This is a genomic window from Pseudoalteromonas sp. PA2MD11 (genome assembly GCF_017808125.1).
GTDB lineage: Bacteria > Pseudomonadota > Gammaproteobacteria > Enterobacterales > Alteromonadaceae > Pseudoalteromonas > Pseudoalteromonas simplex.
In genome coordinates, this window is the sequence record NZ_JADKNF010000014.1 from 102,156 (window position 1) to 126,963 (window position 24,808).

The window sequence follows — 24,808 nt, forward strand, 5'->3', positions numbered from 1 at the left end:
GGTGAATAATCAAGTTCAACAGGCTGATGTTGTTATTATTGGTGCGGGTCCTTCAGGTGCCGTGGCTGCCAGTTTACTGGTGAAAAAAGGTTGGCGTGTGGTGGTGTTAGAGCAGCAAACCTTTCCGCGTTTTTCGATTGGTGAAAGTTTATTACCCCAGTGCATGAGCTTTTTAGCAGAAGCAGGCCTTGAGCAAGCGGTGCAAACACAGGCACAATCGCTTGGTTTTCAGTTTAAAAATGGTGCGGCGTTTCAGCGTCGGGGCGACCACACAACAATCGATTTTACCGAGAAATTTAGTGAAGGCCCTGGTACGACTTTTCAGGTAAAACGCGCTGACTTTGATAAATGCTTAGCCGATGGTGCCATGCAGCAAGGGGCTGAAATACGTTACCAACATAGCGTGTTAGCGTTCACCGATTGTGAGGATGGCGCTTTACTTGATGTTACGGATGAAAACCAGCAAGGCTATCAAATTAAAGGGCGTTTTGTACTTGATGCCAGTGGTTTTGGCAGAGTATTACCTCGCTTACTTGATTTAGAGTCAGCATCAAATTTCCCTGTACGTTGGGCTTTTTTCTGCCATTTTAAAGATAATATTAGCGATACCCAGTTTGACCGTGAAAAAATCTTAATTAATGTTCACCCAGAGCATAAAGATATTTGGTATTGGCTGATCCCATTTAGTGATGGTACGGCAAGCATTGGTGTCGTTGGTAAACCAGAGCAGCTTAATGATAAACAACCACTCGCTGGTTTAAATGAATTTATTGAACAAGATAGCTATTTAAGTGAGTTATTAGCCAATCGTGAAGCAATTGGCGAAGCGCGTGCTATCAAAGGCTATTCGGCTAATGTGTCGAGCTTGTATGGTGAACATTTTGCACTACTTGGTAATGCCGGTGAGTTTTTAGATCCGGTATTTTCATCTGGGGTGACGATTGCATTAAAATCCGCCTCATTGGTCGCTCCTTTAGTTGATAGCTACTTACGTGGTGAGCAAGTTGATTTCAAAAATGATTACAGTGAGCCTTTGCAACAAGGGGTTAATTGCTTTAGAACCTACGTCAGTGCTTGGTATGATGGCTCTTTTCAAGACGTGATTTTTTACAGTGAGAAAAACCAACAAGTGCGCGAGATGATCAGTGCTATTCTTGCCGGTTATGCATGGGACTTACAAAACCCATTTGTAAAACAAAGCAACAAACGCTTAAATACGTTGGTTGAATTATGTCGCGACTAACACGCTCTTTGCTCTTATCTTTGAGCATATTAGTGGCAAGTTGTGCCAGTGAATTTGCAGTAAAAACGGGCGTTGATTTAGCGCCAAATGCAGGGATTTATTTGCTTGATCCACCGCCGTCATTAGTTGCTGATAATTGGCAGCAAGTACTTGAAGTACACCATGGCGATGAGCAGCATACATTACTAGCGCAACTGAGTTTAAACAGTGAAACGGGTATTAACTTGGCTGTTATGACGGCTCAAGGTATGCCGATATTTCAGTTAGAAAAAGCGCCACTAGCGCCGATTAAAAGCGAAAAAATGCTCCCTATCAACGCGGTTGATCCTCGCTATATTCTTGCTGATATTATGCTAGTACACTGGCCGGTTACTGTGCTGAACTCGCAACTTTATGGTTTGAACTTGGTTGAACAAGGCTCGACACGGCGTTTATATCAAGGTGAACAGTTAATAAGTGAAATTCGCTATTTAGACGGTGCAACAGAACTTGTAAACTTTCAGCGAGATTACAAAATTAAATTTCAAAGGGTTAATTGATTATGCCATTTTGGCTTAACGACTTAGGTATTGTAAGTGCATTGGGGGTTGGTCATCAACAAACTATGCAAAGTATCAGCTTGCAACCTAAACAAACACTCACAGAGGTGACGTCGCTTGCATTTGAGCAGCGCCCAACCTTTGTGGGTTTGGTTGATGAACTGCCATTAACAGCATCAATGCGATTTTATCAGCTAATCGATTTAGCGCTTGCGCAAATTGCTGGCACATTAGCAAACATAGACATTCCGAGTAGCCGTATTGCTGTGGTGATTGGTACCAGTACTGCTGCAATTCAAGAAGGTGAGAGAGGCCGAAAAGCCCATGCAGCGAAGGGAAAGTGGCCAGAGGAATTTGATTATTACGACCAAGCGCTCGTTGCACCCGCCAATTATATTGCCAAAAAACTCGCTGCGAAGGGGCCAAGTTACAGCATTTCAACTGCGTGTAGTTCAAGTGCCAAGGCGCTTATTAGTGCGCGTGCCTTACTCAGTGCTGATTTAGCCGATGTGGTAATTTGTGGTGGGGTAGATAGCTTGTGCCAACTCACTATCAATGGCTTTGATTCGTTATCTTCTATTAGCGATGAAATTTGTAAGCCGTTTAGTGGCGACAGAGCTGGTATCAATATTGGTGAAGCCGCAGCGTTATTTATTATGAGTAAAGAGCAGCACACAAAACAAAGTATTGCCTTTTTAGGTGGTGGTGAAAGCTCTGACGCTCACCATATTTCAGCCCCGATTGCAGATGGTTCTGGCGCAGTCGCAGCTATGACAATGGCATTGCAAGACGCGAATTTAACACCTTCAGATATCGACTACATTAATGCCCATGGAACAGCCACACCGCAAAATGATGCCATGGAATCTCTGGCAATCAGTGAGGTATTTGGCAAAGATACTAAAGTGAGCTCTTCTAAACATTTGACCGGCCATACCCTAGGCGCTGCAGGTGCCTTAGAAGCGGGATTATGTTGGCTCTATTTGGCCTACCCAGAGTTTAATCAATTAGTATGTAATCAGGTGAAAAAAGACGACTCTTTGGCTGAAATTGGTTTAATAACACAACCAGAAACGGCAGAAATTAACACCTGTTTATCAAATTCGTTTGCCTTTGGTGGCAATAATGTCAGTGTAGTACTAGGACATCTAAATGAATCACTATAAAATTGAGCAAGTAGTCCCTCATAGTGAACCAATGATATTGCTCAATCGCTTATCTAGTTACAGCGAAGAGTCAGGTTGTTGTGAAGTGGATATAAGTTCACACAGCCCGTTTTATGACGAAAGCTTAAATGGGGTTGCCAGTTATATTGGCTGTGAATATATGGCGCAAACTATCGCAGCTTATGCGGGTGCGCTGGCAAAAGACAAAGGGAATGAAGTACAAATTGGTTTTTTAATTGGCACGCGCAAATATAAAACCTATGCACCGGTATTTAAAAACGAGCAAACGCTTAAAGTCTCGGTGACAAAATTATATCAAGAAGAATCAGGGTTAAGTGTATTTGAGTGTCAAATACATAGCGATGAAACATGCTTAGCAGAAGCAAAAATCAATGTGTTTCAACCACAAGACCCCATGCAGTTTATAAGAGAAAATCAATGACAAAACGTATTTTAGTCACCGGCTCAAGCCGCGGTATAGGCAAAGCAATCGCACTGAGACTAGCTAACGATGGCTTTGATATTGCTGTTCATTGTCGCAGTGGCGTGGCTGAAGCAGAGCAAACCTGTGAAGAAATTAGTGCGCTTGGTCGTCATGCAAGCTTATTGCAATTTGATGTTTGCGATAGAGAACTTGCTAAACAACAAATTGAAGCTGATATTGCCGAGCACGGTGCGTATTATGGGGTGATCTGTAATGCAGGTATCACGAATGATATGGCGTTTCCTGCGATGCAAGGTGATGATTGGGATAAAGTGATCCGTACTGGCCTTGACGGATTTTACAATGTGGTGCATCCAACGGTGATGCCAATGGTGCAAGGTCGTAAAGGTGGCCGTATTGTCACTATGGCGTCAGTATCAGGGATTGCTGGTAATCGCGGGCAAGTTAACTACAGTGCCGCTAAAGCGGGCATTATTGGTGCGACCAAAGCACTTTCGCTTGAGCTTGCAAAACGTAAGATCACCGTTAACTGCGTGGCACCAGGGTTAATCGAAACCGAAATGACAGACGATTTACCGGTTGATGAAATGCTAAAAATGATCCCATTAAAACGTATGGGTTCTGTTAATGAAGTCGCGGGTACTGTGTCGTTTTTATGTTCAGATGACGCCGCGTATATCACCCGCCAAGTTATTTCTGTGAATGGCGGTATGGTGTAATGAAGCGTGTTGTTGTTACAGGCATGTCTGCCATCACTGCATTAGGTGATACCTGGGACGAATTTAAAACCGCTTTGCAAAAAGGTGAAAATGCCGTTCAGTACATGACTGACTGGGATGTGGCGCCAGAACTAAACACTCGACTAGCGGCACCTGTTACTCATTTTACTAAACCAAGTCATTATAAGCGTAAACAAGTTCGCTCAATGGGGCGTGTTGCTATGATGTCGACCCGTACTACAGAGCTTGCTTTAGAAGAAGCTGGGCTATTAGAGCATCCAAGCCTAACCGATGGCTCTACAGGGATTGCTTTTGGCTCGTCAACGGGGTCAACACCACCATTATTGGCTTTTGCAAAAATGATGGAAACCGGTGAAATGACGGGCGTAACGGCCACCAGTTACATCCAGATGATGGCGCATACAGCGCCTGTGAATGTGGGTGTCTTTTTTGGTTTAAAAGGTCGCGTGATCACCACCAGCTCTGCCTGTACATCGGGCTCGCAAGGTATTGGTTATGCTTACGAAGCGATAAAGTATGGCCGTCAAAAAGCCATGGTGGCTGGTGGCGCAGAAGAGTTATGCATCACAGAAGCCGCGGTATTTGACACCTTGTACGCGACCAGCACAAAAAATGATGCTGCGAAAAGCACGCCACGACCATTTGATCAAAATCGTGATGGTCTGGTTATTGGTGAAGGTGCAGGCACACTCATTTTAGAAGAGTATGAGCATGCCCTAGCCCGTGGAGCAACCATTTATGCGGAGCTCGTCGGTTTTGGTTGTAACTCAGATGGTCAACATGTTACGCAACCTACCGCAGAAACAATGCAAGTGGCTATCGAAATGGCCCTTCATGATGCACAGCTTACTGCCGACCAAATTGGCTATGTGAATGCTCATGGTACGTCAACAGATCGAGGTGATATTGCGGAGTCTCTAGCGACTTTCAACGCCCTTGGCAAGAAACCTATTAGTTCATTAAAAAGCTATTTAGGTCATACATTAGGAGCGTGTGGCGCCATTGAAGCATGGGCGAGTATCAATATGATGAATGATGGTTGGTTTGCACCTACTATCAATTTAACGGATGTCGACCCTGAGTGTGCTGATTTAGATTATATCAAAGGCAATGGCCGTGAAATGCAAACAGATTACATTATGAGTAATAACTTTGCGTTTGGTGGTATCAATACCTCGTTAATTTTTAAAAAGTGGCAAGCATGATCAAGCGCTGCATCATAAGTATTTTATTTATTCTAACTTTTAATGCTTATGCTGCAGAAGACAGTGGAGAAAAGGGCACTGCAAAAATGGAGTTCGGTGCAGGCCTTTTTTATGCAGATATCCCGCATTATTTAGGTTCAGATGAAAGTGAGCAATACCTATTGCCTGTGCCTTATTTTCGTTATCAAAGTGACACAATGGCCATAGACCGTAATAGTTTCACTGGCTTTTTGTGGCAGCAAGAAAATCTCCATTTAGATTTATCTGCAAGCGTAGGTCTTGCGGTTGACAGTGAAGATAACAAAGCCCGAGAAGGTATGGATGATCTAGATTGGGTGTTTGAATTAGGGCCTTCGCTTAATTACTACTTAATAGGTGAACCAAATTCTAGACAGCACTTGTATTTAAGCCTGTTTGCACGCAAAGCCATTGCGACAGATTTCTCTGGTATTGATGATATTGGCTGGCGTTATGGGCCAAGTGTGTATTATCGAGTGCCGATCATCGAAAAAGCGGATTCACAATTTTCATTAGCGTTTCGTGGCAATATCAACTTTGCTAGCGATAAATACCTTGATTACTACTATGGAGTGAGTGACTTACATAGCAATGAAACTCGCCAAGCATACTCAAGTCGTTCAGGTTTTTCTGGTGCTGATGTATCAATTGGGGTACATTTTGACACACCAAAGTATTGGTTAGGTGGTTTTGTTAAATATCACCATCTTGCTAACAGTCAACAAGATGCAAGCCCACTCGTGAAGCAAGATTATAATGTTTCGGTCGGTTTTGGCGTTGCATGGAAATTTTATAGAAGGAATTTTTAAATGAAGTTATTGACCCTTGCATGTGTTTTAGTAGCTTGTTTGTTTTCAGCAAACAGTTTTGCACGTGATGATTTACAAACACTACCTGTACAAGCATTACTTGAAACCACCAAAGCGAAACAAGCATTGTTAGATATTCCGCTGTATTTTGCTGATCAAAGTCATAACACGATTAAAACAACTTATGGTGAAGTGATCACCAACAAGAAAACCAATGCATTTAATAAAACTGACCGAGAGGCGTGTGAATGGGTAATGCTCAGTGCTTTAAAAGCATTACAAGAGCGTGCTGTTCGTGAAGGCATGAATGCAGTTGTAAATATTCAGTCGTATTACAAGAAGCGTGAGTTTGTTAGCCAAACAGAATATCAATGTGGTGCGGGAACGTTTATCGCTGGTGTGGCATTAAAAGGCACTTTAGTTAAGTTATAACTAACTAAAGTCATTTTTTTTCTGTATAATTTGCGACCCTTGATATGATGGCCGCAGGTTATACAGCATGAATTTTAAATCATTTAGTTTTTCTTCTGAGCTTTTACAGGCATTAGAAGAGCTTAATTTCGAAACGCTTACTCCCGTTCAACGTAGTGCAATTCCTGCGGTAAGAAAAGGCAAAGACGTACTTGTTAGTGCGCAAACCGGCACGGGTAAAACCGCTGCATTTGCTTTACCACTTATCCAAAAATTATCAGAATCAGCTGTTAGCGAAAATAATGCACCAAGTGCACTAGTGCTTGCACCTACTCGCGAGTTAGCAGAGCAAATTGCTAATAACTTTAAAGCGTTTGCAAAATACACCGAATTAAAAACAGTGTGCTTGTTTGGTGGTATTAATCTAGCGGGTCAAGCTAACGATTTGAAAGCAGGTGTCGATATTGTGGTTGCAACGCCAGGGCGCTTACTTGACCATATTCGTTTAGGTAACATTAGCTTAGCCAATGTTAAGCATTTAGTGCTTGATGAAGCTGACCGTATGCTAGACATGGGCTTTATCAGCGATATGCAAACGGTTATTAATGGCTGTGATGAAGCGCGTCAAATCTTATTGTTCTCTGCCACTTTCCCTGCGGCAATTAAACAATTTGCCAGTAAAGTACTAAAGCAGCCTGAAATCATTCGTGTCGATCAAACAAACAGTACCGCAGAAACAGTGCAACACGTTGTGTATCCTGTAGAAGAGCGCCGTAAGCAAGAGCTTTTATCTGAATTGATAGGAAAGAAAAACTGGCAGCAAGTACTTGTTTTCGTAAACATGAAAGAAACTGCCGATGAGCTTGTAAAGGAGCTTAACCTTGACGGTATTCCAGCTGTTGTTTGTCATGGTGATAAAACCCAAGGTAACCGCCGCCGCGCTTTACGCGAGTTTAAAGAAGGTAAAGTTCGCGTGCTGGTCGCAACCGAAGTAGCAGCCCGTGGTATTGATATTGAAGGATTACCACGTGTGATTAACATCGACCTACCTTGGCTTGCAGAAGACTACGTGCACCGTATCGGCCGTACAGGTCGTGCTGGTAAGCCGGGTCAAGCTATTTCGTTTGTCAGTCGTGAGGAAGAAAACACTTTATTCGATATCGAAAAGCTAATCGGACAGCGCATCAAGCGTGTTGTTTTACCAGGTTATGAAGTAAGCAGCCGTGAAGTACTGATTGATAAAATTGGTAAAAAGCCGTCGCATTTACGCCGTAGCCGTACAAATAAGGCTTCAGGTCAGGCAACGGGTGAAGCGCGTGCGAAGAATCGTTCACGTATCGCAAATGTTCGCAAATCATTGAAAGGCAATAAATTAAGCCTCAAAAAGTAATAAATTTCGATAATAAACAATAAGAGTTTCTATAAGATAGCCCTATTGCTGTTTAGCGATAGGGCTTTTTTGGCTCTGCTAATCGTACAAATGGAGTATTTTGTTAATTTTTATACAGTTAAATGCAAAATTAGATTAACAAATGTACCTTGATGAATTACAATCGCTTTGAAATCAGTCAAGTAGCGTTTCTAACGCGTTAGTGTCTAAATGGATGTTTATGCAGTACATAAAAAGAATAATAAATAAAATAATCGCCCCTACTTTTTTACTCAGTGTTGCTAGTGTGCCTTTTTCTGCTAATGCATTTGATAAGGCTGAGTTCTCCCTTGCCCATATTAAAGAGTCTATTAGCGTTGATGGTGTGATGGATGAGCCACACTGGCAATACGCCACTAAAGTGCCATTAAAATATCAGAACGAACCAACCGAAAAAGGCACACCGCTAGTGCAAACCGATGCTTACATGTACGAAGATGGCAAGTACTTGTATGTGGGTTTTATTGCAAAAGATAATGATCCTTCGCAAATTCGTGCCGCTCTTCGAGATCGCGACACACTTTGGCAAGACGACAATGTTGCCTTAATGATTGACACCTTCAATGATGAACGAACTGGCTATGAGTTTTATGTAAATCCATTGGGTGCGCAAGGTGATATGCGTATGACAGATATTGATGATTGGGTGGAAGACCCATCATGGGATGCTATTTGGGATAGCGCAGGGCAAATAACAGAGGACGGCTATGTTGTTGAAATGCGTATTCCATTCACTGCACTTCGCTTTCCAAAAGACCAGGCCGAATTAACGTGGAGTTTTGCAGTATGGCGAAATTATCCGCGTGATGTGTATTATCAAATGTCGAATGTTGGTTTTGACCGAGATGTAAAATGTAGCTTTTGTCAGTTTGATAAACTCACAGGTTTTGCCAACATGACAGAAAGCCAAAATATTCAGCTTACACCCACTTTAACTGCGCTTCGTCATGATAGCAAAGATACAGTGCCGGGTGATTGGCAAAATGGCGATGTTGATACTGAAGCGGGCTTGGACTTACGTTGGGGTGTGACGCAAGATGCGGTTATCAATGCCACTATTAATCCTGACTTTTCGCAGGTCGAGGCTGATTCACTTGAGCTTGACGTAAATACCACTTACTCAATTTATTATGCTGAAAAGCGCCCATTCTTTTTAGATGGTGCGTCTTATTTTGATACCAGCCAACTAGAGCTTTTATACACGCGAATGATTGCTGAACCTGATGTGGGTTTAAAATTAACAGGTAAAACCGGCGCGCACAGCTATGGCTTTATGTACGCTGACGATCAGAATACCAGTGTCTTACTTCCGACAAATCAAGGGTCGGGCTTTGCTAATCTGGCAGATAAAACGCAAGCAGTAGCGGGGCGTTATCAGTTTGATATTGGCCAAAAAGGCACAATTGGTGTGATGAGCACTCACCGTGAAAATGATGATTACCATAATACCGTGTTATCGATTGATGGTAGTTATTGGTTTAACCAATCAGATAGTTTGCAGTATCAAGTTGCAAGCACAGATACCACTAATTCAGAATTTTTAGTTGATTATTATGGCGTTGATAAGAATCAATCCGATCAAGCTTATGCTATTGAATTTACTAGAACTAAGCGTGATTACGAAGTCTACGCTAATTACGAAAATATAGGTAAAGAATACCGCTCTGATTTAGGCTACCAAGCTAAAGTTGATTACGAACAAGTACAATTAGGTGGTGGGCAAACTTGGTATCGTGATGCTGATGATGCAATCACAGAGTACAGCTACAATGTTGAGTGGGATAAAACGTGGGCACAAAATGGCGATTTACTCGAAGAAGAATACGATGGCTTTATTACTTTTAAAGGTAAGATGCAGTCGCAAACAGAAATTGGCTTTATTCATCGTAATGAGTTTTATGCCGGCGAGTTCTTTAATCAAAATATAGGCTATATCTACGGTGGTTTTAGACCTATTCGTGATGTGCGGTTCTTATTGTATGCTCAATATGGCAGCAAAATTGATTACAGTAATGCAGCTTTAGGTACCATGGTTCGTATTGAACCTGAGATGACATGGGATATTAACGATCATTGGCAGGTTCAACTAGAGCACAGTTACAGCTATCTAGATAACGAACAAAATGATCGTGTTTATACTGCAAATTTAACTGATTTACGTGTTTATTATAAATTTAATATGCGCTCAATGTTAAAACTCGTTTTGCAGTTTGAAGATGTCGATCGAAACAACGAAGCTTATCGATTTGATGTCAGTCAAACTAACCGCGATTATGGCAGTCAGCTGGTGTATTCATACAAAATTAACTCTCAGACGCTGTTTTACTTAGGTTATTCAGACAAAGGATATCAAGACGACTCTTTGAAAAGTCTTGAGCGTGACGAGCGTACCTTCTTCACTAAACTAAGCTATGCATGGCAGCTCTAAGTAATTATAAAAAAGGAAAATCATAATGAAATATTTAAAAATGTCAGCTGTTGCTGCTGCGGTAACTATCCTTGCTGGATGTGCGGCGAAACAAGATGTAAGTCGTTTTGAAGCGGAAAAACCAAAAACTGTGTGTATTGCAGAGCATCAAGCAGTTAAAGAAGGTGTTGTAACATCATTGCAAACAGGTTTTGCAAAACATAACGTGCAAACACGCGTGATACCGGCTAACTATGTTATGAAACACCAAGCGTATCAAACAGACATCTCAACTGCTAACACAGACGGTTGTGATGCAATTGCATTTTATGTTGCGAACTGGCATTGGGATTTAGCTCTTTATATGGCCTATGCCAATATCTGGGTCACTAATGTTGACCAATCTAAAACAATTGCGCAAGCAAGCTATCGAACGGGTGGTGGTTTGGATAAATTTATTGATGCAAACGATAAAATTATCGAATTAGTGGATTCAATGTTCCAGCAAGTTGAAGCCAAGAAACAACAAGAGAGTCAGAAAAAAGCAATATAAACTAATATGTTGGTCAGCTTATGGCTGACCAACCTCTTCGTTAACTTTGCTTCTTACCACCCCTTCAAGGCTTTTTAAGCCCCATTGTTTACCAATCTCAACAGCTTCATCAATTGGCTTTTTCAAGGTGACGGCATTATAAAGCGCAACGAGAGCGCCAACACGGTTGCTGCTAGCACAATGAAGCAAGGTAGTTTGCTGTTGATGTTTATTGAGTAATGCCTGAAGTTTAGTGGCGTTTTCAATGGTAATATCAGCTTTAGATTGCACAGGAATATGGTAATAGTTCATACCAAGCTCAGTGACTAGCTCTTGCTCAGACCAATTCGTTTCGTTGTCACCACGAAGGTTGATAATGTTCACAACACCAAGTTGTTTTAGCTTGGCAAAATCAGTTTGACTTGGCTGCCCTGAAGTTAGCACATTCTCAGACTGCGCCTTAAGATTTAAAATATCCAGTTTTGTAGTAACGGTTTGTGCTGCAAATGCAGAAAAAGACAGCAGCGCAGCACAGGCTAATTGTATAAACTTATTCATGTTACTCCTTGAAGTGTGTTTAATTTTTGCTGTAGACGGTTTCACCACGACTAATGGTTTCTAACACTTGTAAGTTATGTAGCTCTACAGGCTTTATCTTTAGCGGATTCTTATCAAGAATTACCAAGTCTGCTTGCATCCCTTGTTTTAATTGCCCTTTAGAGTTTTCTTCAAAGTGTTGATACGCAGGCCATGTCGTCATTGCTTGTAGGGCAGTATACACAGAAACACGTTGCTCTGGCCCTAATACTTGATCTGTACGGGTCGTACGGTTAACCGTTGCATCTAATACGCGCAGTGCGTTTGGCAGAGCTACAGGCGCATCATGATGGGTGCTAAACATTAATCCTTGTTCGAGAACTGCATGAGTAGGTGAAATAAAATCGGCACGGGGGTGACCAAGCACCGAATTTACATGCCAGTCGCCCCAATAAAAGGTATGCATTGGGAAGAGCGATGGAAATATACCTAATTCTTTAAGACGATTTACCTGATCTTGACGAATTGTTTGACCATGAATGAGTACAGGGCGACGGTCTTTTTTACCAAGCTTGTTATTGGCACTTTCTACGGCATTTAAAAACTGCTCAATGGCGGCATCACCATTTGCATGCGTCATTACCTGCCAGTCATTGGCAAAGGCCGTTTCAATATACTGATAAGCTTGCTCATCATTAAAAGTAGGGTAGCCTGCATAACCTTGCTCTTGGCCTTCGGGGGCTTTTAAGTATGGTTGAGATAACCAAGCGGTTTTACCTTGCGGTGAGCCATCAAAGTTAAGTTTTACACCCCCAATGCGAAAATGATTTGTGTAGGTGTTACTGTTATAGGCTGAGTCCATAAATCCGCTGCTGGTGGCCATATCGGCATAGGCAACTATATCAATCACGAATTTATCTGCCTTTGATGCTCTTACCATCGAGTCATAAGCTTCTTGGGTAGCACGTCCTTCTTGGGCCGTTGTGTAGCCGTATTTTGTATAGAGCTTTTGCCCTTCTTGCAGCATTAAATCTTGTAAATCAGGATCAACAGATTTCATAAGTTTAAACAGTAATCCAAAGTGCGCGTTTTCTTCGAGTACCCCATTGGGCTCTTGTGAGTTTGTCATGCGACGAATTAGCCCGCCGTCAGGATTTTCTGTGTTTTCATCGATGTTAGCCATGGCTAGTGCTTTAGTGTTTGCCACACTTAAGTGCCCTGAGGTATGAATGATGATCACAGGCTTTTCGGTGCTAACTCGGTCTAAGTCCATTTTTGTAGGGTATCTATCAAGCTCAGCATCATCGTACCCAAATCCTAAGATAGCGCCGGTTTTTTCAATAAAAGTGGTGTAATCAGGGTTATTCTGTGCAGCTGTGAGAATATTAACGATTTGTTCAACGCTGTTAGCATCACCATCTGGACTAGGTAATACATTGGCTACCATGGCTTGTAAGCCTACCGCGTACACATGACTGTGGCCATCTACAAAGCCAGGCATTAAGGTCTTGCCTTGTAAATCAATCAGCTTCGTTTTACCAAACTTATGCTCAAGGGCTTTAGTTTTATCACCCACAAAGATAATTTTGTCGCCTTGCGTTGCGATTGCTTGCGCATACTCTGGTTCATCGCCAGTCATTGTAAGAATATCACCACCATAATAAATGGTATCTGCTGCACTCACTTGCAGTGGAAGCGTTTTAGCTGTTTGTTCAGAGGTTTTATCGCAAGCCGTTAAGGCAAGCAATGAACATGCAATTGCGAGGTGATGTTTCATATAATCCTCCTTGAATTCTAAGTATGTCTAATAATATAGTCTGTTTGCTCAGTTTGTGTTTTTATATTGGACTTAAATTTCATTAAAGTACAAGACAATAGCAGCGCCATCTAGGCTACTGCCATTATGAATGTTGATACCAATACCAAAGTTATCGAACCATGACGTCCATTTTCTGCTATCCCATAAAAAGCCAATACCGTATTCATAAAAGTGATCGGTCCCAAATGCTACCCGACTATCGCCGCCTAAATCGATTCGCTGGCCTTTGATGTAAAAAGCTTGCTCAAAAAGCCCGATTTTGAACATGTTAAATTTAGCTTTAATACCATTGAGTGTGCGCCATGTTTCAGGCGCCGCATTATTTATTCCATCAGGGTGAGAGAGTGCCCAGCCATAGTAATAATTAAAGTTAAGTTTGTACTCGTAATAGCCCCAATGCCTAGGTAAGCGATAGATCATGGTCGCATTAGGGTTTAACACCAGTGCATTACTATTGAGGTTGGTGTAAAGATTTTCAGCTAAAGGCTTAAAATTACGTCTAGACTCGGGAGAGTTGTACTCATAATCATTGTTGTAATGTAAGTAGTGAGTATTAAAACCAAATTGATATGACCATTTAGAGCCAAGTGCTTTTTCGGCATTAAAACCGATCATCCCGTTATACACTGTTTCTGAAATATAGTCGTCAGCCACATTATCAAAAAGCGAAATGAAATCTGATTGATTTAAATAGCTTACTTTGCTGGTCAGGCTTAGTTTGTGTTGATAACCAGGCTCATCAAGCTGCCAAGTGTAAGGAATACTGTAGAGTTTGAGTTCTTTTCTAAGCGCAATACTGTCTTCATCTTTGTTGGCATGTTGCGAGTCAAACAGTGTTTGTGGATCAAAATCACCAAAACCTAAGGTAATACTATCACCATCGGTTAAAACCAACGACGTGGCAAAGGCTGATTCGAGCTGCTTAGTCGGGTTTGCAAAAACCGCTGAGCAGATACAGAAAATAATAGGGGTATAAAAAATAAATTTAAATCTATAGCTATTTTTCATTAATAAAGCGGGAATCATTATTTTATGAATAATAATAGCTCATTTATTTCAAACTATGACTAGTTATTTAGAATTGATTTTTTGTCAATTATTCAAAATCACCAAATAACTAATAACAATGTCTGTCGGAAATTTCACAAGCTCATCAATTTAGGAAGATTCTGATTCGGATCACTCATCTTTTCATCTAATGTAAAACATAAATGCAGAGTTGATATTCTGACTTTTAAATCTACATATTATTGTCTTTAAATCAATTCTGTGCCCGTTTAATTAGATTAAGAGAGTGCTTTATTTTGAACCATAAATACTTTTTAACTAAAAGTTCTAGTTGTTTTTCATGGGCTTTTATACTGATTCTTTTTTCTGGTGGAGCACTATTCAGTACAGATGGGCAAGCTAAAGAAAATAATTGGTATTTGTATGGCCAAATAGGCCACGCTTCGACTGATTTTAAGGCAGACGCTGTTAAAAATGAGCTTGTTGCGCAGAGTGTCAATTATGAAAACTTATCAGTGAAAGATGCTGACGTAGGTTATCAACTAGGATTTGGATATCAGCTAGATTCTATATTTTCAGTCCAACTGGGTTATTTAGATTTTGGCGATAGAAATTTTCGTTTAACAGGAGAGGTGACTGATTTAGACAATTTTCATGATGTAATGCAAGCAACTTACCCTGAATCTGCAAAAGGGCCACACCTAGTTGTTTTAGCATCATGGCCTCTAACAAATGACCTATCACTAACAGGTAAACTTGGGTACCTTGATTGGCAACAAAATTACCAATATCAAATCAATACATCAGATGTTTTTAAAGCGAAACGCAGCGGCAATAGTGTGACTTTTGGCGGTGAAATCAGCTATTCAATATTTGAAAATACTCTACTTTTCTTAAGTTACGACCAAGCTAGGATAGATGATTACTCTACGACAATGTTTTCTATTGGCGCTAAGTATCAGTTTAACTAATCAACTCCAAATGTATGCAGGGGGCGTACATTTTTAATTATCTCAAGGAATAGCTGAGTCTACTTACTAAACCACTCATCGTGAATTAGCAAACAGCTTGAAGTTTCTACAGGATTAAAATGCCATGTTATCAACAATTATTAAATATTTATACTTAGTCGCACTTATTGCGCCCATGTCGATATTGGCTATGCCAATTACAATTATCTCTCCTAGTAAAACGTTTACGCTTGATGTAGAGCCCAGTGACAGTATTGGTACTCTACGACAATTAATAAGCGATGAAACGAGTATCCCGCTAGAGAGGGTGATTATCGCTCGAATCTCTGAAGCGGGTACGCTTATACTGGATGATGATAATCTTTCTTTATCAGACAGAAACATCCAGAAGGGTGATGAATTAACTGTAACAAAGAAAAATACAGCGCCTAGTTTTTCATTCAGCGGGTGGAAGGATCTTGGCAGTGCTAGCTTCGTTCAATCAAGCTATGTTGAAAGTTATGTAAAAATTAAGGTCGATACTAATGATGTACCTTGGGTAATTTTGAGAGGAGGTCCAACAGGTATCAGTGTTATGAAATTCAATGGTACAGATTGGGAGTTCATTGGTGATGAGATGGTTTCTTCAGATTCACTTTTTGCTTCTCTTTACCCAGATTTAATTTTTGATAGCAACAACACACCGTTTATTTCTTTCACTGATATAGTAGATTCTGATAAAATTTTGAGAGTACGAACTTTTAATGGAACATCTTGGGAGGACGTAGGTTCACCTGTAACTAATGGCGATGTATCATACATTAATCTAGCGTTTGATAATAATGGCGTGTTACATGTTGTTTATATCGACAGTAGTTTAGGAAATAAAGCTGTTGTAAAAAAATATGATGGTAATAATTGGGTAAGTGTTGGCCTACAAGGGTTTACCCAATCTGATGTAACCCATTCTGAAATTGCTTTTGATAGCTCAAATACTCCTTACGTTTTATTCAGTCAGTATTCTCAAACTACCACAGGTGTTTCTGTGATGTATTTCGATGGTTCATCTTGGGAATATGTCGGAGAGGCGGGTATATCAAATGCAAGAGCAATTAAACCGTCGATAGCAATTGATAGTAATGACAATATTTATGTAAGCGCTAGAACCTCAAGCAATGGAACTGTTGGGCTAGGTTTTTATAAGTTTGACGGCACAACTTGGTCTTTAGTTAGTGAGAACTTGTCTGCTGGTTATGCAGGTGATTCTGACCTTGAATTGGGTGCAAATGACATACCATTTATATTTTTTAACGGTGGTAGGGGTAACGTAGTAAGCTATCAAAATGACACTTGGCAGTATGTTGGTAGAGAAGGCTTCGCTGAAGAAAGCACCCGCGGCAATTCTATTTCCCTTGATAGCCAAAACACTCCTTATGTTATTTATTCTAAAAATACGACTAGAACAACAAATTCTGTAATGAAGTATGCTACAACATCTTTTTCAGACTCATCTCTAACGATCAATCAAGGAGATTCAATAGGTGATCCGTTTGCTGATTTCATAATATCAGACAAAGACGGCGACGACGTGGTGTTAACTATTACACTTTCTGACACTAACGCGGGAAGCTTTTCAGGTACTGCTGGCGGTGCGGCTAACTATAACTACGACACTAACAGCGGTGTATTAACAATTTCTGGTAGTGTTAGTGATGTAAAGGCAACGATTGAAAACTTAACCTTTACTCTTGATAGTAACTACACTGGTGAATTCACATTCACTAATGAGTTGACTGATGGCACAGAGAGCGCCTCGCCGGTAACTTTAACTTATAACGTAGTTACACCTAATAAAGCGCCGTCTATTAGCACGAATAAAGGTCTTTCAATCGATGAAGGTGCTGTAAAAGTAATCTCTACTCTGAATTTATCTGCAACTGACCCTAATGACTCTGGTACAGGGCTTACATTTACGCTTAAATCAGTGCCTTCTAACGGCAGTTTGTTTGTTGATATAAATGATAATGGCAGTCTAGACTCAGGCGAAGCGCTTGCTGTAAATGGCACGTTTACCCAGCAAACGTTGGATGATTCAAACCTTTATTATAAACACAATGGCTCAGAGACTACCTCTGATAGCTTTACATTTGACCTAGCCGATGGCTTGGAAGATGATGTTGAGCCAGTTACCAATCAAAACTTTACTATTTCTGTTTCATTAACAAATGATGCGCCAGTGATGGTCACTAAACCAAAATGGGATTTTGCGGGTAATACAGGTTTTTCTATAGCGGCTGCCTTTTCTGTTAGCCTTGAGTTAGATAGTCATGATATTCCCTATGTGGTTTTTTCTGACAAGTTCAATAACCGTAACGTATTATCAGGAATTAAATTAGAGGGTGATTCTTGGCAATATGTAGGGCCTGAACGTTTCCATACTGGAATTACTAGTGGATTAAAAATGGCGATAGATAGTCATAATGTCCCGCATATTATCTATAGTGATATATCACTTGGTGGTAAAGCCGTCGTTCAAAAGTTTATTAACGGAAGTTGGCAAACCATAGGTGGGGGACCAGTCAATTTAGACGAAACTAATTATTTATCAATTGCAATTGATAGTGCAGACAACCTGTATGTTGCTTATCAAGATAGTCGTTATTTTAACAAAGCAATTGTTAAAAAGTGGGATGGTACAAATTGGCAGACTGTCGGTGGGACGAATGTTACGCCTCGTGATGCAAGGTTTATCTCACTTGCATTTGATGACAGTGACACACCTTACCTTGCCTATATTGATAAAAGAAACGACAAGTGGTTCGGTAATGTTAAAAAATTTGTGAATGATAGTTGGGTGCCTGTTGGTCCTGTCGATTCCCTTGAAAATGTTTATAGCTCTAACTTTGCTTTAAATAATAATACGCCTTACTTTGTAAATGCTAATTCGTCTGAAATTTTTGTAAGAAAATTCGATGGCACAGATTGGGTTTTAGTAGGAGAACGAGGTTTTTCTGCAGAAAATAAATATACACCCGATATTGAGTTTGATAGTAACAATAGACCTCATGTCGCTTATACGAATAGGACTTATAAGAATGGAACTGAGGGCTTTGAGGTGAGGGTGACGAGTTTTGATGGCACAAGCTGGCATACGGTATCTCCCCTAGGTGTAAGATCAGGTAAAGCTTATCAGTATGGATTCGCGATTGCGAGTGACGACAGCTTGTACATTTCTTTTAATGATTCTGCTGATGATTATAAGGCTTCGGTTTTGAAATCCAGCCGAGCAGTATTTGATAGTTATGCGCTTTCTGTTGCAGAAGACAGTGACGCTAGCTTACTATTCGATAATTATCAAATCACCGACGAAGAAGGTGATGATGTTACCCTGACAATTACACTTGCTAATAACACATCTGGCTTACTAGCAGGCGCGGCGAGTGGTAGTGCCGTCGTTAATTATAATAATGACAATGCGACACTAACAGTCAGTGGGTCGCTCGCGGATGTCACCGCTACACTTGCAAGTTTATCATTTAAACCAGCGGCTAATTTTTCTGGCTCACTGGGTATTACATTTAACTTAACTGATGGCAGCAATAGTATAACGCCAGTGAATGGCACGATTACGGTGACTGGTGTAAATGACGCGCCGAGTATTTCATCAATTGCGGTGACTCAAGCAACAGAAGATACGCTTTATTCGTATCAACTGACAGTATCTGATGCTGATAAGGACGATACATTTACATACAGAGCGACCCAATTACCAAGTTGGTTATCGCTAAACCCATCCGGTCTGCTGGCGGGTACACCGACTAATGATGATGTAGGTGATCATACGGTGACTATATCAGTGACCGATCAGGCAAATGCAAGTGACATTCAATCATTCACGATTTCGGTTGAAAACGTGAATGACAAGCCTGTGATTTCTTCCACGCCGATTAGAGCAGCAACACAGGACCAGCCATACAGCTACACCCTTGTTGCGAGCGATATCGATAAAGGCAATACGTTGACCTATACAGCAACGAAGATCCCTGGATGGTTAGGCTTTACAAGGTCTACGGGCGAACTGTATGGTACCCCAAATAAGCATACCATTGGTACATATGCCATTACTTTAACTGTTACTGACAGTACTGGCGCATCTGTTTCGCAATCATTCTCTATTACGGTTGAAAATGTGAATGACGCTCCGGAAATTTCTTCTGTGCCAATCACATCGGCAACCGAAGACAGTTTTTATAGTTACACGTTAACAGCAAAGGATGCTGACAAAGGTGATACCCTAACGTATGCGGCAACGAAGCTCCCTAATTGGTTGACGATCAACCCATCAACGGGCGTACTTTCTGGAACACCAAGCAATGATGATGTGGGTGAGCATGCTGTGATTTTGAGCGTCAAAGACGGTGCTAATGCACTTGATACTCAATCATTCACTATCTCGGTTGTAAACGTGAATGACGAGCCGGTGATTTCTTCAACGCCAATTACAGTGGCAACGGAGGATAATCGTTATATCTATACTTTGAATGCAAGCGATGTCGATAAAGATGATACCTTGAAGTATGGAGCAACAAACTACCCTGACTGGATGGTGTTTAACCGTTCAACAGGTGTGCTTACTGGTACGCCTCGCAATGATGATGTCGGTGTGCACTCTGTGACGCTAACCGTCACTGACAGTGCCAATGCAACGGTTGAGCAAACTTTCACTATTACGGTTGAGAACGTGAATGACGTACCTGATGTGCAAAATGACATCGCCAGTGTTGATGAAGATAATAGTGTTGCGATTGATATTCTTGCCAATGACAGTGATGTCGATAGTAAGCTAAACCCAGCAAGCGTGATGATTGTTACACCGCCAACACAAGGTCAAACTAGCTTGAATACGGCAAATGGTGTGATCACTTATACGCCGAATGAGAATATTAACGGGACCGATACATTTAGCTATACAGTCGATGACATAGAGCATGGCCGTTCAGATGTGGCGACGGTGACCATTACTATTAATCCTGTTAATGACGCGCCTCTTGCAAATAGCGATAGCGCGATGACCGAAGAAGACATGGCCATTGAAATTGATGTTGCACTAAACGATGCTGATATTGACGAAGGAGACTCACTCGACTTATCAAGCTTAGTAGTCGTTTCTGCACCTGAAAATGGTCAAGCAAATGTTCAAAACGAGCGCATTGTTTACACGCCTGCGTCTAACTTTAATGGTAGCGATACATTTACGTATCGTATTGCAGATAAAGCAGGTGCAGTGTCAAATATTGCACGTGTTTTAGTGACTATCGGTGAAGTTAATGATGCACCAGTGGCGACCAATGATTTAGGTGTACTTGATGAAGATACATCAATTGAGTTGTCTATTCTTGACAACGATATTGATGTTGATAGTGAGTTGCTTACAGAGAATGTGACGATAACGCAAGCTCCTAAGCATGGCGAGCTAACTGTCAATAAAGAGTTAAGCACAATCCGCTTTACACCACATTCAGATTTCTTTGGTACTGATAGCTTTGAATATAGTGTCAAAGATGATCAGTCTTTAATGTCAAATATTGCGACAGTCACTTTAACGGTAAATAGTGTGAATGATGCGCCAGTTGCACAAAATGACACCGCCATATTACTTGAAGACACATCTCATAATATCAATGTGTTAGGTAACGATAGCGATGTTGATGGCACCCTTGATAAGACGAGTCTAGAAGTTGTTACACAGCCTGAACACGGTAATGTACAAGTGAACAATGGCGTGTTCAGTTACACACCAGATAGTAATAGTTATGGAGCAGACACATTTACTTATCGTGTTAAAGACGATTTAGGCCTTTGGTCAAACCATGCAGAGGTGTTCATTACGGTGACAGCTGTTAACGATGCACCATTGGCAAATAATGATGTGATTCAGACCAATGAAGATGAGAGCGTGATTATTGATGTGACGCAGAATGATTCAGACATTGATGGTCATCTTGATGAGGATTCAGTGAATATTGTAACAAACCCTGCATTTGGTCATATTACCAATAATGTAGATGGTACAGTTACTTATACGCCTGTTAGCAATTATGTGGGCTTTGATTCATTTACTTACTCTGTACTTGATAATGAAGGTGCACAGTCAAACACAGCCTCAGTGACCATCACCGTGTTAGCAGTCAATGATGCGCCTGTTATTGAATCTCACCCAGTCACGTCGGCTACACAAGATGAAGCGTATAGTTATGTTGTTACTGTTAAAGATATAGACAGTGCAGATAGCTATAAATTAAGTGCGCTAGAGCTGCCAAGTTGGCTTGATTTTGACCCTACAACAGGCGAGCTAAGCGGTACGCCGAGTAATGATGATGTAGGTACTCATAGTATCAACTTAGTTGCCACTGATGCAGGAGGATTAACCGATACTCAAACCTTTGCTATCACAGTGGCCGATGTTAACGATGAAGCCACGGGCGGGATCAGTATTACTGGTGAAGCAAAAGAAGGTGAAACCTTAGCTGTTGAGTCGACAATCGAAGACCCAGATGGCGTAGGTGAATTTACCTATCAATGGATGCGTAACGGCGAAATCATTACTGGTGCAACGCTTGCAGAGTACATGCTAACCGAAGCTGATATTGGCGCGACAATCACAGTTGTCGTAACCTATGTTGATGGCCATGGTAATACAGAAACCTTTACCTCAGATGCAACCAGTGTTGTCATTATCGCGAATGTTGCACCGGTTACCCATGACGAACAGTTCAGCATGGATGAAGATGAAAGCATTACCTTTTCGCTAAACTATTTTGACGAAAACGGTGATGAGGTTACGCTTAATCTTGTGACACCTGTGAGTAATGGTACATTGATAATGGATGCAAACCATCTGGTGTATCAACCAAACGCTGACTTCAATGGCACTGATAGTTTCAGTTACACCGTATCGGATGGCATGCTGAACTCTAATATTGCGACAGTGACTATTGTCGTTAACGCAATCAATGATGCACCAGTGTCTATGCCAGATAACTTTACCGTCAATGCGGATTTAAATGAGTATGTGGTGCTTGATGTGCTCGCAAACGATATTGATGTTGACGGTGATGAACTTACTCTTGTTAAGGCAACCGTGAGTGCTGGCACGATCCGCATTGTCGATAACAAACTAGAGTACTTAGCCCCAGTTGGCTTGAATGCTGATGTTGTAATTACTTATCAAATTAAAGATTCAAATGGTGAAGTGGTTGAAGTCACATTGGTGGTATCTGTTGTGTCTACGGCAGCTGAAATTACGATTACAGCACCAGAAGACAAAACAATTGCATCTAAAGGTCTTTTCACCAAAGTGAATATGGGCACTGCTATTGCGAAGGATGCACTGGGTAACCCAGTTCGTGTCACCGCAAGTTCAAAAGGTTTCTTTGCACCGGGGACTCACACTGTGATTTGGAGCGCCGGGGAAGGTGATGATCAAGTATCTGCAACGCAGTTAATCAATGTTATTCCTCAGGTTAACTTTAGTAAAAATCAAACTGCAACTGAGGGGACGGCCGTTTCTATTAAAGCAATTCTCAATGGTGATGCCGTTAACTACCCAGTGGTTGTGCCATATACAGTATCTGGAGATGCGCTAGAGGGTGCAGACCATGACCTAGTTGAAGGTGAATTTAGATTTGAAAAAGGGCAACGTGAAGCGAGTCTGATTGTTAACGTGTCATCTGATGACATTGATGAGAGGTCTGAAACACTGGTTCTTCAGTTTTCAAAGCCTGAGAATGCTGTTGTCGGTCCATTAGGTGAGCATACTCTTACCATCGAAGAAGGGAATGTTGCGCCAAGCATTGAGGTCTTTGCAAATCAGCAAGGGATAGTGACTCGAATCATAAATAGACAAGGTGGTGATGTAACGTTAACGACACTAGTAACGGATGCAAACCTAACCGATACACACATATATGGTTGGTTAACGTCTGATAGTGCCATTGTCGATACTGACAGTGTTGAAGAGAGTTTTACTTTTGATCCACAACTTCTTGAGCTAGGGACGTATCAATTTGAAGTCGGCGTGTTTGACGGACAACAAGCGGGTTCTTCACTATTAGAACTGACTATTGTTGACTCAATGCCTCAATTATCTTCTGAAGATACTGACTTTGATGGTATTCCTGATAATGAAGAAGGTTACGGGGATACTGATAATGATGGCATACCTGATTATTTAGATGCTGATTCGTTAGCGCTCAACGTTGTACAAGAAAAACTGAACGAAAGTGAATTTTTCTTAATGGAAACCGAGCCAGGTTTGCAACTTAGCCTAGGTCATGTAGCGTTTGTAGCACATGGCACCAATACCGGAGTGTCAGAGCAAGAAGTAATGCATTACGGGAATTATGGTTCAGGTGCCACAGCAGATGCTGGATTTGATTATGCTAGCGGAGTCTTTGACTTTAACGTTAGCCAAATCCCCGTAGCGGGTCAGTCAGTCGGCATTGTTATAGCTCAGTTTGCACCTATTCCGAGCAATGCTGTCTACCGTAAATTGATGCCTACTGGCTGGACTGAGTTTGTCGTAGATAGTCGCAATAGCATTGCATCAGCACCTGGTGCAGAAGGGTTCTGTCCACCACCACATGATACTCAGTATACCCAAGGATTAACTGAAGGACATTGGTGTGTTCAACTTACTATTGAAGACGGTGGCCCAAATGACGCCGACGGAAAAGTAAATCGTATCATCGAAGATCCAAGTGGTATTGCCAGTACAATGAGTACAAATACTCAACCGGTTGCTGAAGATGATATGGTTAGGGTTAAACGCAACATTAGTACATATCTTGATGTACTCTCGAATGACACAGATGCGAATGATGATTCGTTAATTCTGACATCCGCAGCAGTAGACATTGGTGAAGTAAGTATTGTTAATAATTTACTTTATTTTGTCCCGCAAGCAGAGCATCTAGGAATTGCAACGATTAGTTATAGCATTTCAGATAGTCAGGGAGGGGCTGATTTTGCGACAGTGATAGTTGACGTTGTAGCCAATGAAGCGCCGATGATAGATGCCATCATTGATGTTAGCACCGATGATCAAAGTCCAGTCACGATTGATATTTTGGCAAATGTGACAGATGAAGATAATAATGACTTCACTATAATTTCAGCCACAGCAGAGAATGGCAGTGTGGTCATTAACGATGATGGGACGATTACCTATACTCCAAATGCAGGTTTTGAAGGTACTGACAAAGTCACCTTTGTTATCTCAGATGGTGATGGCGGAACAACACAAGGACAATTTAATGTGGTTGTTAAAGCGTATAAGCAGGTGAGTGTAGAACATAAAACCAGTGGCGGTGGTACGCTGCCAATGAGCTTAATCTTGTTATTATTCGCATTGACAATGATAAGACGCAGTTATTATCGAACATATCGATAAACATTAAAAAGCCAAGCTTCAAAGCTTAATGCCTGTCAGTTAAGAGCTGACAGGCATTTTTTTGGGCTTTCGTTCAGGGTACCGACTGGGCCTCTTTTT

General features: G+C 41.2%; 16 protein-coding genes. 13 read left to right on the forward strand and 3 right to left on the reverse strand.

The annotated features are described in order from the left end of the window. Window position 1: 1 nt before the first annotated feature. The 11 genes from ISP07_RS15285 to ISP07_RS15335 all read left to right on the forward strand — a co-directional run bounded on the left by ISP07_RS15285 (window position 2) and on the right by ISP07_RS15335 (window position 10,965). On the forward strand, window positions 2-1,243 hold the full coding sequence (locus ISP07_RS15285; RefSeq protein ID WP_209328115.1) for an NAD(P)/FAD-dependent oxidoreductase: 1,242 nt from the start codon (window positions 2-4) through the stop codon (window positions 1,241-1,243). Beyond that, the gene (locus ISP07_RS15290; RefSeq protein WP_209328116.1) at window positions 1,231-1,782 is read left to right on the forward strand and encodes a DUF3261 domain-containing protein; all 552 of its coding nucleotides are present in this window, start codon (window positions 1,231-1,233) and stop codon (window positions 1,780-1,782) included. Before ISP07_RS15285 ends, ISP07_RS15290 begins: the two co-directional genes overlap by 13 nt. A gap of 2 nt (window positions 1,783-1,784) precedes the next feature. Then, complete coding sequence (locus tag ISP07_RS15295; protein WP_209328117.1) at window positions 1,785-2,948, forward strand: beta-ketoacyl-ACP synthase; 1,164 nt, start codon at window positions 1,785-1,787, stop codon at window positions 2,946-2,948. Continuing rightward, entirely contained in the window at window positions 2,935-3,390 is a 456-nt protein-coding gene (locus tag ISP07_RS15300; RefSeq protein WP_063707668.1) for a hotdog family protein, read from the forward strand. Before ISP07_RS15295 ends, ISP07_RS15300 begins: the two co-directional genes overlap by 14 nt. Next, entirely contained in the window at window positions 3,387-4,112 is a 726-nt protein-coding gene (fabG, locus tag ISP07_RS15305) for a 3-oxoacyl-ACP reductase FabG (RefSeq protein WP_063707666.1), read from the forward strand. Before ISP07_RS15300 ends, fabG begins: the two co-directional genes overlap by 4 nt. Further along, window positions 4,112-5,338 carry a beta-ketoacyl-ACP synthase gene (locus ISP07_RS15310; RefSeq protein ID WP_209328118.1) on the forward strand — a complete coding sequence of 409 codons (1,227 nt, stop codon included), beginning with the start codon at window positions 4,112-4,114 and terminating at the stop codon, window positions 5,336-5,338. Before fabG ends, ISP07_RS15310 begins: the two co-directional genes overlap by 1 nt. Beyond that, complete coding sequence (locus ISP07_RS15315) at window positions 5,335-6,165, forward strand: MipA/OmpV family protein (RefSeq protein WP_054554539.1); 831 nt, start codon at window positions 5,335-5,337, stop codon at window positions 6,163-6,165. Before ISP07_RS15310 ends, ISP07_RS15315 begins: the two co-directional genes overlap by 4 nt. After that, complete coding sequence (locus tag ISP07_RS15320; protein ID WP_054554538.1) at window positions 6,166-6,597, forward strand: hypothetical protein; 432 nt, start codon at window positions 6,166-6,168, stop codon at window positions 6,595-6,597. 67 nt (window positions 6,598-6,664) lie between these two features. Beyond that, the gene (locus tag ISP07_RS15325; RefSeq protein WP_138599447.1) at window positions 6,665-7,966 is read left to right on the forward strand and encodes a DEAD/DEAH box helicase; all 1,302 of its coding nucleotides are present in this window, start codon (window positions 6,665-6,667) and stop codon (window positions 7,964-7,966) included. Window positions 7,967-8,186: 220 nt separating this feature from the next. Further along, the gene (locus tag ISP07_RS15330; protein ID WP_209328119.1) at window positions 8,187-10,433 is read left to right on the forward strand and encodes a carbohydrate binding family 9 domain-containing protein; all 2,247 of its coding nucleotides are present in this window, start codon (window positions 8,187-8,189) and stop codon (window positions 10,431-10,433) included. A 25-nt stretch (window positions 10,434-10,458) separates the two neighbouring features. Further along, a complete protein-coding gene (locus tag ISP07_RS15335; RefSeq protein ID WP_138599449.1) occupies window positions 10,459-10,965 on the forward strand; it encodes an Sbal_3080 family lipoprotein in 507 nt (168 codons plus the stop codon). 18 nt (window positions 10,966-10,983) lie between these two features. Here ISP07_RS15335 and ISP07_RS15340 read toward each other — a convergent pair whose 3' ends face one another. From ISP07_RS15340 to ISP07_RS15350, 3 genes are all read right to left on the reverse strand, one after another. Continuing rightward, a complete protein-coding gene (locus ISP07_RS15340) occupies window positions 10,984-11,502 on the reverse strand; it encodes a protein tyrosine phosphatase family protein (protein ID WP_209328120.1) in 519 nt (172 codons plus the stop codon). Between the two features lie 19 nt (window positions 11,503-11,521). Beyond that, window positions 11,522-13,258 (reverse strand): amidohydrolase, encoded by a 1,737-nt coding sequence (locus tag ISP07_RS15345; protein WP_209328121.1) that lies wholly within the window; start codon window positions 13,256-13,258, stop codon window positions 11,522-11,524. Between the two features lie 72 nt (window positions 13,259-13,330). After that, window positions 13,331-14,308 carry a Solitary outer membrane autotransporter beta-barrel domain gene (locus tag ISP07_RS15350; RefSeq protein WP_209328122.1) on the reverse strand — a complete coding sequence of 326 codons (978 nt, stop codon included), beginning with the start codon at window positions 14,306-14,308 and terminating at the stop codon, window positions 13,331-13,333. A gap of 296 nt (window positions 14,309-14,604) precedes the next feature. Here ISP07_RS15350 and ISP07_RS15355 point away from each other — a divergent pair, with 296 nt between their 5' ends. Together ISP07_RS15355 and ISP07_RS15360 are read left to right on the forward strand one after the other, a co-directional pair. Then, on the forward strand, window positions 14,605-15,279 hold the full coding sequence (locus ISP07_RS15355) for an outer membrane beta-barrel protein (RefSeq protein ID WP_209328123.1): 675 nt from the start codon (window positions 14,605-14,607) through the stop codon (window positions 15,277-15,279). 124 nt (window positions 15,280-15,403) lie between these two features. Next, window positions 15,404-24,709 carry an Ig-like domain-containing protein gene (locus ISP07_RS15360; RefSeq protein ID WP_209328124.1) on the forward strand — a complete coding sequence of 3,102 codons (9,306 nt, stop codon included), beginning with the start codon at window positions 15,404-15,406 and terminating at the stop codon, window positions 24,707-24,709. The last annotated feature ends 99 nt before the right edge of the window (window positions 24,710-24,808 follow it).

Bases quoted from the DNA above. Each gene is read 5' to 3' on its own strand.
- ISP07_RS15350 (WP_209328122.1), bottom strand. From the start codon at position 14,308: ATGAAAAATAGCTATAGATTTAAATTTATTTTTTATACCCCTATTATT.
- ISP07_RS15290 (WP_209328116.1), top strand. From the start codon at position 1,231: ATGTCGCGACTAACACGCTCTTTGCTCTTATCTTTGAGCATATTAGTG.
- ISP07_RS15320 (WP_054554538.1), top strand. From the start codon at position 6,166: ATGAAGTTATTGACCCTTGCATGTGTTTTAGTAGCTTGTTTGTTTTCA.
- ISP07_RS15360 (WP_209328124.1), top strand. From the start codon at position 15,404: ATGTTATCAACAATTATTAAATATTTATACTTAGTCGCACTTATTGCG.
- ISP07_RS15340 (WP_209328120.1), bottom strand. From the start codon at position 11,502: ATGAATAAGTTTATACAATTAGCCTGTGCTGCGCTGCTGTCTTTTTCT.
- ISP07_RS15335 (WP_138599449.1), top strand. From the start codon at position 10,459: ATGAAATATTTAAAAATGTCAGCTGTTGCTGCTGCGGTAACTATCCTT.
- ISP07_RS15330 (WP_209328119.1), top strand. From the start codon at position 8,187: ATGCAGTACATAAAAAGAATAATAAATAAAATAATCGCCCCTACTTTT.
- ISP07_RS15300 (WP_063707668.1), top strand. From the start codon at position 2,935: ATGAATCACTATAAAATTGAGCAAGTAGTCCCTCATAGTGAACCAATG.
- ISP07_RS15310 (WP_209328118.1), top strand. From the start codon at position 4,112: ATGAAGCGTGTTGTTGTTACAGGCATGTCTGCCATCACTGCATTAGGT.
- ISP07_RS15345 (WP_209328121.1), bottom strand. From the start codon at position 13,258: ATGAAACATCACCTCGCAATTGCATGTTCATTGCTTGCCTTAACGGCT.
- ISP07_RS15325 (WP_138599447.1), top strand. From the start codon at position 6,665: ATGAATTTTAAATCATTTAGTTTTTCTTCTGAGCTTTTACAGGCATTA.
- fabG (WP_063707666.1), top strand. From the start codon at position 3,387: ATGACAAAACGTATTTTAGTCACCGGCTCAAGCCGCGGTATAGGCAAA.
- ISP07_RS15315 (WP_054554539.1), top strand. From the start codon at position 5,335: ATGATCAAGCGCTGCATCATAAGTATTTTATTTATTCTAACTTTTAAT.
- ISP07_RS15295 (WP_209328117.1), top strand. From the start codon at position 1,785: ATGCCATTTTGGCTTAACGACTTAGGTATTGTAAGTGCATTGGGGGTT.